Source organism: Lutibacter sp., from assembly GCF_013041805.1.
Taxonomy (GTDB): domain Bacteria; phylum Bacteroidota; class Bacteroidia; order Flavobacteriales; family Flavobacteriaceae; genus Lutibacter.
In genome coordinates this window covers 47,124-60,525 of record NZ_JABDRI010000035.1, presented here as the reverse complement: position 1 = coordinate 60,525, position 13,402 = coordinate 47,124, and the positions used below count along the sequence as shown (strand labels likewise).

Below are 13,402 nucleotides of genomic sequence, written 5' to 3'. Positions count from 1 at the left end.
TTAAGCATGGCTATGCTATGCGCAACAACTGCACTTTTTGCACAACAGGGTCCTAGAACTTGGGCTGAATGTGATGACTGTGAATTAGAACAAGTTGAAAGAGTGCGTTACGGAGGAGATAGTAACCTAAGTAATATTGATCAAGATGGTATGAGAAACCTTGCACGTGTAAATCAATTTGGAACAGGTAATTACAGTGAAGTGGATCAAGATGGGGCTGCAAGTCAATTAGGCATTGGAGGATCATATAATCAAGCTTGGGTATATCAAGAAGGAAGTAATAACTATTCAGATATTGATCAGTTAGGAGACCATAATACCAATATAGTTTGGCAAGAAGGTAGTCTAAATTATGCTAAACAATTAGTTGGTGCAGGATATGCTGAAACTAATTATGCTAAATCTAATCAAATAGGTACAGATAATGGTTCGTCACAAACTCAGTATTATGATAATAACTGGGCAAATTCTAATTCAATTGGTAATTATAATGATGTGATTCAATATCAATCATCTGGAAGTGATCAGGCAGCAGGAAGTAGAGCTGACGTTCTACAAATTGGAGATTCTAATACTGTAAATCAAACTCAAAATGGTAGTTTTAATGATGCAGAAACAGAACAAAGAGGTAATGGAAATATGTCTTCAGAAACTCAAATTGCAGGGTCTTATAATGCTTCTGGTTTGATAACTAACATATCTGACGTAATGCAAATAGGAACTGGTAACAAGAACTGTTTAACTCAAACTGAAGGTACTACTGGTGCAAATTATAGCGATGTATATCAAAATGGAATGGGCAATAGATCATCTGTTATTCAAACAGCAAATAGCACAGGATCTAGTTGGAATTTAAGTTATATAAACCAAATGGGTAATAATAATACTGCTTGTGTTCAGCAAAATAGTGTTGGTATTAATAATTAGCAGCCTCCAAATTAAAAACTGTCTGTAAATATTTTATTTGAACCAGTTTAAATTATATGTAAAAAGGGGAATAATTCCCCTTTTTTTTCTTATATTTGATATAATCTGAAAATGATTTTTACTATGGTAAATCCTCACAAAACAATATTATTCCTTTTTATCCTTAGTTTTACATTTTTTAATGGAAATGCTCAGGAACTTACAGATGAAAATACGTATATCATAAATCAATATTTTCAATTAAATAAAGAGTCTTCTTTGTTCGAAAATAATGCTAAAACAACTTCAAATAGATTACAATCACAAAATAATTTTGTAAGTTTAAATCAGGTAGGTAATAACAATCAAATTGATATTAAACAAAAAGGTGGTGATTCTCAAACAGTTAATCAATTAGGGAATAACAATTATTATAATTTTATTAATTACTACAACAATACACCTTCCAATTTTAATATTGTACAACAAGGGAATGCTAATAATCTTCAAATTTATGGAGAAAATTCTATTATTAACAATATTAGTATTTTTCAAAAATCTAATTTTAAAACCTTAATTATAAAGAATTATTAGGCTATGGGCCAACTAAAAATACATATTATTTTATGTTGTTTATTGTTGTCTTTTAATCAAGTTTATTCTCAATTGAATGAGACGGTTACAGGTAGAATTAATATTCAAGAATCAGATAATTTAATTTTGATAAAAGCGCAGGTTGAAAATGAAGAACCACTTTTTAAAAATAATTTATTTTATAATTTATTAGCTTTAAAAAAAACTGCATCAGGAAATTATTCTAATAATAGACAAGAAGGTGAATTTTCATTAAATCCTGGAGAAAGTAAAACTCTTTCTGAAATTCGTTTAAATAAAGATGCTGATGAAGAGTTGCGTATCTATTTATTTATAAAACAAGAAGATAAATTAATAGCAAAAGATTCTATCTATATACTTCCTCAAAAACAACAGCAAATTGAAAAAAGCGTTGTACGAGAAGTTGATTTTGAGCTAAAAGGAATTGTAGTTGATGAGGTGATTACAAAAATTGGAAAGGATTTTCACGATTATTTTTATCAGGATTATTTAAATTCTGGAACGCAATATCCATTTATAATTACCATTACTGAAAAGCCATATTTTGCCACAAGCAGTATCATATCTGTAAAAGTAGATGATAGAATTATTCATGAATTTATATCTAAACCAGATGAGGAATACTTAAAATCAAATGTTAAAATTACGTTGCAAAATTTAAGTCAATATTCTAAACAGAGAAAGATGTTGTTTAGAAATAGCAGGATATAATTAAAATTAGTACATTTAAATATGAAAAAGTTGAAATTTGTTTTTACCGTGAGTTTTGTTTGTATTTCGAGTTTTGTATTTTCGCAAAACATTGTATATAAGCCTATTAATCCTTTTTTTGGAGGAGATACCTTTAATTATCAACAGTTATTAGCTTCGGCAAATGCTCAAAATAGTTTTGAAGAAGATTCGGGCTTTGATTTTACTCAAGCCACAGATTTAGAGAATTTCACAGAAAGCTTAAATAGACAATTGCTAAATTCACTATCACAAGATTTATTTCAACAACAGTTTGGTGATCAGTCATTATCAGTAGGTACCTTCGTTTTCGGTTCGTTAGTTGTAGAAGTAACTCCTTCAAATAATGGGCTGTCTGTAAATATATTGGATACAATAACAGGGGAGCAGACACAAATAACTATACCTAATTAAATATAAGAAACCCTTAACTTATGAGAAAGTATTTCCAATTTTTTATTTGGACCGTTTTATTAATTTTAACTAGCTGTGGTACCTATTTAAACCAACCTTTTAATACAGGTAAAGCACGCATAGGAGAAAGTACTTCAAGAAAAAGTATACTAGATACGATAATGCCATTGAATGAAACTATTGTCGGTGTCTATAAGTTTAGAGATCAAACAGGTCAATATAAATTAGTAGAAAACGGTTCAACATTCAGCACGGCTGTTACACAAGGAGGAACTTCAATTTTATTAAAATCATTAGAAGAATCTAAATGGTTTCAACCTATCGAAAGAGAAAATATTGGAAATTTATTAAATGAACGCCAAATAATTAGATCTACGCGTCAGGAATATGCCAAAGATGCCAATCAAAATCAAACCGCATCTATGCCACCGTTATTGTTTGCTGGAATAATATTAGAGGGAGGAGTTGTATCGTATGATTCAAATATAATTACAGGGGGCTCAGGGGCAAGGTATTTTGGAGTTGGTGGTGCAGCTGAATATAGAGAAGATAGAATAACAATTTATTTAAGAGCTGTTTCTACATCAAGTGGTAGAATATTAAAAAATGTGTATGTTTCAAAAACAATCTTATCTCAAGGCATTTCTGCTAATTTATTTAGATACGTAAACGTTAAAAGATTATTAGAAGTAGAAACAGGTGTTACTAAAAACGAGCCTGCTCAATTAGCTGTAAAAGAAGCAATTGATAAAGCTGTAGAGCTTTTAATTGTGGAAGGTATTATTGATGGTTTATGGCAAACTAAAGGTGGTGATGCAACTGTTAATTTGGTAAAAGAACAATACTTAATTGAGAAGGAGGAAGCGGAATCAACAGCTTTATACGATAGAAAACTTGAAGATAGGAGAGGAAAGGCAGCTGTAAATATAGAAGGAGCTATGGTGGTTCCTAATAACGATTACGGAGATGCAATTGAAAAGTTAGGAGTAAATGCTTCTTTAAAATTATATTTTAAGAAGCCCGGATTTAATATAAACCTTGGAGCAAGTTATTTTGAACTGGAAAATAAAAATAATTTTAAAGATCAGTTCCTTTCAATAGATATAAATGTTGGATATGATATACTGCCATATGATAATATTTCACCTTTTGTATATGCAGGTTTTGGTGCTGTTTCTAATAATAAAGTAATTAACTATTTCGATTCTTTAAAATTCCAGTTTGGGGGAGGAATTGAGTATTTACCTAAAAAGAATTTAGGAATTAAAATTTTCGCTGAGCAAAATATTCTTCTCACAGATGATATGGATCGCTTAGTGCAAGGAAAATGGAACGATGCCTATTATAAAATTGGTTTAGGCTTAAATTTTTATTTTGGAAAACCATATGAAAAAGTAAAATCTGTAATGTTTGAATAAAAAGTAGGATATGAAAAATAAATATAATTTAATACTATTACTTTCACTAATTTTTTTAGTTAATTGCAGTGAAGATACCACTGGTTTTATTGGTGAAGGAACTATTACTGGTAGGGTAGTAGAATCAAATAGTTTTGACCCTATTGAAAATGCTAAAATTAGTTTAAGCCCATCAAATAACACAGTATTTTCTGATGTTGATGGATATTTTATCATTAGTGGAGTTGAAGCAGGTGATTATTCAGTTAGTGCTACTAAAGAAGGATATTTAACCTCATTTGAACCAGCAACTGTAACAACAGATTTAGAAGTAAATGTAATTTTTGAAATGGATGAGGAGACAGCTTTAAATAGAGCGCCATCAACTCCAATTTTAATAACTCCTACAGATGGCATAGAAGATCAAGAGCTTTCAGTTGAGTTAATTTGGTCTTCTTCTGATCCTGAAGGCGATACTATTGAATATCGATTAGAAATTAAGAATGATGTTAATAATGATATTATCGCAATGGAAAATATTATTGATACTACCTACGTAATTTCGGATCTAAAGTATGGTGTAAAATATTTTTGGCAAATTGCTGCTTCAGATGATATTAACCCTGAAGTTTTAAGCTCGGTTAGCACTTTTAAAACAAAAGTAGATCCAGACAATAGATATCTCTATGTTCAAAAAAACACTAATAACAACAGTGTAATATATTCAGCAAATTATAATGATGCCACTTCTTTGCAGGAAGATACAATAGAGTTAACCGCCTCAGATCAAAATAGTTGGAGGCCTCGAAAAAATCAAGCAGCCAACTTAATTGCTTTTTTAAGAACTTCAAATAATGAAACACATTTATTTACAATGAATCAGAATGGCTCAAATGTATTTCAAGTTACATCAGATGTACCTATTGCTGGTACTAATTTAAATGAGCTTGATTTCTCTTGGTCTTCAAATGGTGATCAATTATTGTATCCTAATTATGATAAATTATTTATAATTAATAAAGATGGAAGTGGTTTACAACAAATTTACCAAACAGTTGATGGAAGTTATATTTCAGAATGTGATTGGAGTAGTGACGGAACTATGATTGCGCTGAAAACAAATGATTTAGATGGGTATAATGTTTCTATTTTTACCATTGATTTGGAAGGAACTATATTAACAACTGTTTTGTCAGGAGTGAATGGAGCTGCTGGAGGACTTAATTTATCAGTCGATAAAAAGTTGTTACTATATACCTATGATGTTTCTGAATTTGAAAGTTCAAGTAATAGACAATTAGATACCAGAATATTCGTTTATGAATTTGATACCGCTGTAGCTACAGATATTTCTATTTTGAAAGATTCAGGAACGCTAGATTTAGATCCTCGATTTTCACCAAATGAAGCAGAAGTTATTTTTGTAAATACCTCTAATGATGGTATTTCTTCGAAGTCAATATATAAGATGGATATAAATAGTATTAACACAAATAATAATAGAATAGAACTATTTCAAAATGCAATTATGCCAGATTGGGAATAAAAAATTTTATAATAAAAAAAGCCGAATGATTTTCATTCGGCTTTTTTGTTTCATCATTTAAAAAGATAAATTACTTTTGTAACATATAAAATTATAGTAATTATGAGCTCAGAGATAAGTAAAAGGTATAGTCAAAGAGGTGTGTCAGCTTCCAAAGAAGATGTACATAATGCTATAAAAAATGTCAACAAGGGATTATTTCCAAAAGCATTTTGTAAAATTGTTCCAGATTATTTAACCGGCGATAAGAATTACTGTTTAATTATGCATGCAGATGGAGCAGGTACAAAATCTTCCTTAGCATATATGTATTGGAAAGAAACAGGAGATATTTCTGTTTGGAAAGGCATTGCGCAAGATGCATTAATTATGAATATTGATGATTTAATTTGTGTAGGTGCAACTGACAATATTTTATTGTCTTCAACCATCGGTCGAAATAAAAACTTAATACCAGGAGCGGTAATTTCTGAAATTATTAATGGTACCGAAGAATTATTACAAGATTTGAAAGAGTTTGGTGTGGAGATTTACTCAACTGGTGGTGAAACCGCTGATGTTGGTGATTTAGTGAGAACTATTATTGTTGATTCTACGGTAACAGCACGTATGAAAAGAGAAGATGTTATTGATAATGCCAATATAAAGGCAGGTGACGTAATTGTTGGTTTGGCTTCTTTCGGTCAAGCAACGTATGAAAAAGAATATAACGGAGGAATGGGTTCTAATGGCTTAACATCAGCTCGTCATGATGTATTTCATAAGTATTTAGCGGAAAAATATCCTGAAAGTTTTGATGCAGCTGTTCCTGAAGAATTAGTATATTCTGGAAATATGAAATTAACTGGTGAGGTACAAAATTCTCCTCTAAATGCTGGAAAATTAGTACTTTCTCCAACACGGACATATGCGCCAATTATTAAAGCAGTCTTGGAAAAATTTACATCAAAAGATATTCATGGAATGGTACATTGCAGTGGAGGAGCGCAAACAAAAATTCTTCATTTTATAGATAATTTACATATTGTGAAAGATACGATGTTTGAAGTACCACCACTTTTTAAATTAATTCAAGAACAGTCTAAAACTGATTGGAAGGAGATGTATCAGGTTTTTAATTGTGGTCATAGAATGGAATTGTATGTTCCCGCTGAAATAGCAACTGATATAATAAATATTTCTAAAAGTTTTAATGTTGATGCTCAAATTATAGGGAGAGTTGAAGCTTCTGAAACTAAAAAATTAACTATTAAAAGTAAGTTTGGAACTTTTAAGTATTAAAACTTATATCGTTTAAAATTTGTAAATTTGCAATCCAATTAAAAAAGAAGATGTTAGATAAGCTAAGAATAGTAAAACAACGTTTTGATGAAGTATCAGATTTAATTATTCAACCTGATATTATTACAGATCAAAAACGCTATATAAAAATAAATAAAGAATATAAAGATTTAAGTGCAGTGATGAAAATTGCTGAGGAATATGAATCTTTATTGAATAATATTGAAGAAGCTAAAGAAATTATAGCTGATGGTTCTGATGCCGAAATGACAGAAATGGCAAAATTAGAGTTGGAAGAAGCTACAAATCGTATTCCAAAATTGGAAGATGATATTAAGTTTATGTTAATTCCAAAAGACCCTGAAGATGCTAAAAATGTAATTGTAGAAATAAGAGCGGGAACTGGAGGAGATGAAGCAAGTATTTTTGCAGGTGATTTGTACAGAATGTATACAAAATATTGTTCTGATAAAGGCTGGAAAACGGAAGTAGAAGATATTAGTGAGGGAACTTCAGGAGGTTTTAAAGAAATTATATTTAGTGTAACTGGTTCCGATGTTTACGGAGACATGAAGTTTGAATCTGGCGTGCATCGTGTACAGCGTGTTCCGCAAACAGAAACTCAAGGACGCGTGCATACTTCAGCAGCAACAGTTATGGTATTGCCAGAGGCTGAAGAGTTTGATGTAGAGTTAAAACCTAGTGATATTAGAGTAGATTATTTTTGTTCTTCGGGTCCTGGAGGGCAATCTGTGAATACTACGTATTCAGCGGTTCGTTTAACGCACGTTCCAACTGGATTAGTAGCGCAATGTCAAGATCAAAAATCACAACATAAAAACAAGGAAAAAGCAATGAAAGTATTGCGTTCTCGTTTGTATGAGCAAGAATTAGAGAAAAAGTTAGCGGCTGACTCAGCGAAAAGAAATTCGTTGGTTGCTAGTGGGGATCGATCTGCAAAAATTAGAACTTATAACTATCCACAAGGTCGAGTTACTGAACATAGAATTGGATTAACTCTGTATGACTTATCTAATGTTATAAACGGAGATATCCATAAAATTGTAGAAGAATTAAAACTAGCCGAAAATACTGAAAAGCTTAAAGAATTGGGTGAAGTATTATAAATAACCCATTCTTAATTTTTAAAAAAGCAAGAGCTAAACACTCTTGCTTTTTTATGTTTTAAATCTAAGTTAATAGTTTAGAAATCAATCAAAGAGTATATATTTGCGCAATTTTAAAATTTATTAAATAAACTTAATAGTAGTTCAATAGATGATTACAGTTAACAATATTGCAGTTCAATTTGGAGGAACCACCTTGTTTGATAATGTTTCATTTTCAATTAATGAAAATGATAAAATTGCTTTAATGGGTAAAAATGGGGCAGGAAAATCAACATTGTTAAAAATAATTGCGGGTGTTAAAAAACCAACTTCCGGGAATTTAACTGCTCCAAAAGATGCTAAAATTGCTTATTTACCGCAGCATTTATTAACTACAGACGATACCACAGTTTTTGAAGAAACTTCAAAAGCTTTTGATGAAGTGTTTAAAATGAAAGCTGAAATAGATGAAATTAATGAAGCTTTAACGGTAAGAACTGATTATGAAAGCGATTCATACATGAAACTAATTGAACGGGTTTCAGAATTAAGCGAATTATTTTATTCTATTGAAGAAGTTAATTATGAAGCTGAAGTTGAAATTGTTTTAAAAGGTCTTGGTTTTGAACGAAACGATTTTACACGTTCAACTTCTGAATTTTCAGGTGGATGGCGCATGAGAATTGAGTTGGCAAAAATTCTATTACAAAAACCCGATTTAATTTTATTAGATGAGCCGACAAATCATATTGATATTGAAAGTGTTCAGTGGTTGGAAGATTTTTTAATAAACTCAGCAAAAGCAGTGATTGTAATTTCGCATGATAGAACATTTGTGGACAATATAACCAATAGAACTATTGAAGTGACTATGGGTAGAATTTATGATTATAAAGCTACCTATTCTCATTATTTAGAACTAAGAAAGGATAGACGTTCACATCAGTTAAAAGCATATGAAGAACAACAAAAGATGATTCAAGAGAATACAGATTTTATTGAGCGTTTTAAAGGAACGTATTCTAAAACAAATCAGGTTCAATCACGTGTTCGTATGTTAGAAAAATTAAAACTGGTTGAAGTTGACGAAGTAGATAATTCAGCCTTAAAGTTGAAATTTCCAACATCTCCAAGAAGTGGACAATATCCTATTGTAATAAATGATTTATCAAAAAAATATAATGAGCATATTGTTTTTAAAAATGCTAATTTAGTAATTGAAAGAGGTGAAAAGGTGGCTTTTCTGGGGAAAAATGGAGAAGGTAAGTCAACAATGATAAAAGCAATTATGGGCGAAATAGATTTTGAAGGCTCCTTGGAAATGGCTCAAAATGTAAAAATTGGATATTTTGCTCAAAATCAAGCTTCGCTATTAGATGAAACTTTATCAGTTTTTGAAACAATAGACCAAGTTGCGGTTGGTGATATCCGATCCAAAATTAAAGCAATGTTAGGAGCTTTTATGTTTAGTGGTGATGATATTACCAAAAAAGTAAAAGTGTTGTCTGGAGGTGAAAAAACACGTTTAGCTATGATAAAATTATTATTAGAGCCAGTAAATCTTTTAATTTTGGATGAGCCTACAAATCATTTAGATATGAAAACTAAGGATATAATTAAAGATGCGCTAAAAGATTTTGACGGTACGTTAATTTTGGTTTCTCATGATAGAGATTTTCTCGATGGTTTGGCGGAGAAAGTTTTTGAGTTTGGTCATAAACGTGTGAGAGAACATTTTGAAGATATTACAGGTTTTATGGAGTTAAAAAAAATGGAAAGTTTGCGTGAAATTTCTGATTCGTAAATTTTTTGTTTTACAGAAGTTAATTTTCTTTGCGTCAAACAATAAATAATTATATTAAATACTTCTAACCAATAATTTTTTTCTGACTTTTATAAAAAGCATCTGCTTGAAATTGTAAAATTTCACGGGCTTTTTGTTTTTTAAAGTTATATAGTTCTTCTTCCTTAGAGATATCTTCATAAATAGCCGAATTTAATTCGGTATCTGTATTTAATATGGCGGCTCTTTGTCGTACTTTTTGTTCAACCCACGTTTTTACAGCATTTTCATGGTCTTGTAATTTATAGTCATATTCACCTTTGGGAGCTATTAATTTTGAAAAAATTGGGGAAGTTTCAATGGCTAGAAAAAGTAAGAAAATAAAAAAGGAAGGGAGCCAAGGCAATTCTTTCAAGGCATTTATGCGAGCCATTAACCCATCAAAACCATTAATAATTGGCTGAGTAATTGTTTCCTCAGTTTTTTGTTGGGTAGTTAAAGTTGTAAGTTGATTTTCTTTTTCTGAAATTTTAGCTGTATTAGTGATTTTTAATTGTTGTAATTCGGTTAAAGCAGCATCATGTTTTTCTCTTTTTTCTTTGTAAACAGGTCCTTTGCCAAGAAGTTTTGTTCCTGCCGTTCCTTCCGCTTCTGAAATATATGTTTCATATAATGCATTTGTCTCAGCTTCTTTTTTTGCTATTTCCTGTTTTAACGCTGTTATTTCGTTTTGAATTGTTTGTATTTCTGGGATAAACCTAGTTGCAATTTGATTTTTATTAGCCAAAGTCAAATCGTTTTTCTGGGTTAACAAAACCTGATTAATTTCTTTTTCAAAAATCTTCATTTCTAAAGGTTTTGATATGACAACGGCAATTATGATAGCTAAAATAATTCGTGGAGTTGCTTGTAAAACTTCTTTCCAATTATTGTCTTGTTTTTTAATCGTTGAAACAATAAAACGGTCTAAGTTAAAAATTAGTAAGCCCCAAACTAATCCAAATATAATGGCTATAAAATAATTGTCAAAAACGGTAAAAAGGGCATAAGTTGATGCTATGAAAGCCATAACTGCAGTAAAGAATACAGTTCCGCCTATGCCGGCATATTTAGTTTGCTCAGCTTTTGAGCTTGTTTGAAGAATATCGATATCAGCGCCAGAGCACATCCAAAAGAATTGTTTAAGCATAACATAGTAGTTTGTATTGCAAATAACGTAAAATATTTATTTATAGTATCTTAAAGGAATCTTAAAAGAGAAAGTATGTTCTAAATAACTTAAAAGCTATTTTTTTATTGCCTTAGGCATAGAAGTAAAGATCACAAAGCAATTACGATGACTTGTTGCGAAAAGCCAAAATGAAAGTAACTTTATAGTTAATATGATTCTATCAATTGTGTGATTACTCTTTTTTAATGTATTTTTACCACCATAAAGATAGCAAATGAGTATATTAAATACATTACAAGAAAGAAGTGGTTCTACATGTGAATTGTGTGGTTCAAAAGATAATTTAAGTATGTATAAACTACCGCCAATGCCTGTTGAAACGGTTGATGGTAGTATTTTGACTTGTGCAACTTGTAAAAATCAATTAGAAAATCCTGATGCTGTGGATGCAAATCATTGGCGTTGTTTAAATGATAGTATGTGGAGTGAAGTTGCTGCAGTTCAAGTTGTTGCTTGGAGGATGTTAACTCGTTTACGTGCAGAAGGTTGGCCACAAGATTTGTTGGACATGCTCTATTTAGATGAGGAAAATTTAAAATGGGCAAAAGCTACAGGTGAAGGTATTGAAGAAGAGCATAAAGTAATTCATAGAGATGTGAATGGAGTGGTATTAGAATCGGGAGACTCAGTAGTTTTAATTAAAGATCTAAAAGTAAAGGGTTCAAGTTTGGTTGCTAAACAAGGAACTGCTGTTAGAAGAATTTCTTTAGATCCAGAAAATGAAAAATATATTGAAGGTAAAGTTGGACCGACTCAAATAGTAATTATTACTGATTATGTAAAGAAATTATAATTAGATAAAACAAGATATTAAAAAGCCTGTAATTTAATAATTTACAGGCTTTTTTTTAAATATTAATATTTCGAAACAATTTCAAAATAATCAATATTATTTATTCATTTCAACAAAATATTTGTAGAATAGAGGAATTGTTTCAATACCCTTTAAGTAATTAAAAATACCAAAATGTTCGTTTGGTGAGTGAATGGCATCACTATCTAAGCCAAATCCCATTAAAATGGTTTTACTTTTTAATTCTTTTTCAAATAAAGCAACAATAGGAATACTTCCCCCTGAACGTTGAGGTATTGCAGGTTTACCAAAAGTCTCGGTATACGCTTTATTTGCGGCCTTATAGCCAATATTATCTATTGGAGTTACATAACCTTGTCCACCGTGGTGTGGAGTAACTTTTACTTTAACGCCTTTAGGTGCAATACTTTCAAAATGCTTTGTAAATAATTCAGTGATTTCTTCAGTTTCTTGGTTAGGAACTAATCGCATCGATATTTTTGCATACGCTTTACTTGCAATTACGGTTTTGGCGCCTTCACCAATATAACCTCCCCAAATTCCGTTTACATCTAAAGTTGGGCGTATTGAATTTCGCTCGTTGGTTGTGTAGCCTTTTTCACCATAAACATCTTCAATGTCTAGTGCTTTTTTATAGTTCTCTAATGAAAAAGGTGCTTTTGCCATTTCAGCTCTTTCTTCTTTGGAAAGTTCTTCTACTTTATCATAAAAACCAGGAATAGTGATATGATTGTTATCATCGTGAAGTGAAGCAATCATTTTTGATAAAATATTAATTGGATTTGCAACGGCACCACCATATAAGCCAGAATGTAAATCTCTATTTGGGCCAGTAACTTGAACTTCAACATAACTTAAACCACGCAAACCAGTTGTAATAGATGGTTGAGTATTTGAAATCATGCCTGTATCAGAAATTAAAATAACATCATTGGCTAATTTGTCTTGATTGCGTTCAACAAACCATGACAAGCTAGACGATCCAATTTCTTCTTCACCTTCAACCATAAATTTTACGTTACATGGTAAATTGTTATTTTTGGTCATATATTCCAATGCTTTTACGTGCATATACATTTGACCTTTGTCGTCGCAAGCTCCACGTGCAAAAATGGCACCATCAGGATGAATTGTTGTAGTTTTAATAACTGGTTCAAAAGGGGGAGAATCCCAAAGATCAATAGGGTCTGCTGGTTGTACATCATAATGCCCATAAACTAAAACTGTGGGAAGGTTTTTATCAATTGTTTTTTCTCCATAAACAATTGGATACCCGGGAGTTTCGCAAATTTCAACAGTATCGCAACCGGCTTTTTCAAGCGCATTTTTAACCGCATCTGCGGTATTTAAAACATCTTGGCTATAGGCAGAATCGGCACTAATAGAAGGTATTTTTAAGAGTTCAATAAGTTCGTTTATAAAACGGTCTTTATGTTCGCTAACGTATGATTTAATATTTTCCATTAAAATTATAATTTGTTTTGTTCAAAAATACACAATTTTATTCGGATACATGTATCTATAAAAAATAATGAAAAACTGCTTTGCAATTTTAAAGTATTGTGTATATTTGCACC

12 protein-coding genes are annotated in these 13,402 nt (G+C 31.0%); 10 read left to right on the top strand and 2 right to left on the bottom strand.

Going from position 1 to position 13,402, the window contains the following annotated elements; all coding sequences use genetic code 11:
* The 9 genes from HKP59_RS05055 to HKP59_RS05015 form a co-directional block, all read left to right on the top strand.
* The coding region (locus HKP59_RS05055; RefSeq protein WP_291804127.1) for a hypothetical protein at positions 1-927 on the top strand (927 nt) is incomplete at its 5' end.
* A gap of 111 nt (positions 928-1,038) precedes the next feature.
* On the top strand, positions 1,039-1,500 hold the full coding sequence (locus HKP59_RS05050; RefSeq protein ID WP_291804125.1) for a hypothetical protein: 462 nt from the start codon (positions 1,039-1,041) through the stop codon (positions 1,498-1,500).
* A 3-nt stretch (positions 1,501-1,503) separates the two neighbouring features.
* Positions 1,504-2,232, top strand: coding sequence for a curli-like amyloid fiber formation chaperone CsgH (gene csgH, locus HKP59_RS05045; protein WP_291804124.1), 729 nt, complete (start codon positions 1,504-1,506; stop codon positions 2,230-2,232).
* Positions 2,233-2,253: 21 nt separating this feature from the next.
* Positions 2,254-2,664, top strand: a complete 411-nt coding sequence (locus tag HKP59_RS05040; RefSeq protein WP_291804121.1) for a curli assembly protein CsgF — start codon at positions 2,254-2,256, stop codon at positions 2,662-2,664.
* Between the two features lie 20 nt (positions 2,665-2,684).
* Positions 2,685-4,082, top strand: coding sequence for a CsgG/HfaB family protein (locus HKP59_RS05035; RefSeq protein WP_291804120.1), 1,398 nt, complete (start codon positions 2,685-2,687; stop codon positions 4,080-4,082).
* 10 nt (positions 4,083-4,092) lie between these two features.
* Positions 4,093-5,607, top strand: coding sequence for a carboxypeptidase regulatory-like domain-containing protein (locus tag HKP59_RS05030; RefSeq protein ID WP_291804118.1), 1,515 nt, complete (start codon positions 4,093-4,095; stop codon positions 5,605-5,607).
* Between the two features lie 102 nt (positions 5,608-5,709).
* Positions 5,710-6,888, top strand: coding sequence for an AIR synthase related protein (locus tag HKP59_RS05025; RefSeq protein ID WP_291804116.1), 1,179 nt, complete (start codon positions 5,710-5,712; stop codon positions 6,886-6,888).
* A gap of 50 nt (positions 6,889-6,938) precedes the next feature.
* Complete coding sequence (gene prfA / locus HKP59_RS05020; RefSeq protein ID WP_291804114.1) at positions 6,939-8,015, top strand: peptide chain release factor 1; 1,077 nt, start codon at positions 6,939-6,941, stop codon at positions 8,013-8,015.
* A gap of 151 nt (positions 8,016-8,166) precedes the next feature.
* Positions 8,167-9,801, top strand: coding sequence for an ABC-F family ATP-binding cassette domain-containing protein (locus tag HKP59_RS05015; protein ID WP_291804112.1), 1,635 nt, complete (start codon positions 8,167-8,169; stop codon positions 9,799-9,801).
* 64 nt (positions 9,802-9,865) lie between these two features.
* Here the strand turns inward: HKP59_RS05015 and HKP59_RS05010 are convergent, their stop codons facing one another.
* Positions 9,866-10,969, bottom strand: a complete 1,104-nt coding sequence (locus HKP59_RS05010) for a DUF4407 domain-containing protein (RefSeq protein ID WP_291804110.1) — start codon at positions 10,967-10,969, stop codon at positions 9,866-9,868.
* 256 nt (positions 10,970-11,225) lie between these two features.
* On the opposite strand from HKP59_RS05010, the gene HKP59_RS05005 reads away from it, so the two are divergent.
* Positions 11,226-11,804, top strand: a complete 579-nt coding sequence (locus HKP59_RS05005; protein WP_291804107.1) for an alkylphosphonate utilization protein — start codon at positions 11,226-11,228, stop codon at positions 11,802-11,804.
* A 96-nt stretch (positions 11,805-11,900) separates the two neighbouring features.
* Here HKP59_RS05005 and HKP59_RS05000 read toward each other — a convergent pair whose 3' ends face one another.
* Positions 11,901-13,289, bottom strand: coding sequence for a dipeptidase (locus tag HKP59_RS05000; RefSeq protein ID WP_291804104.1), 1,389 nt, complete (start codon positions 13,287-13,289; stop codon positions 11,901-11,903).
* Positions 13,290-13,402: the final 113 nt, after the last annotated feature.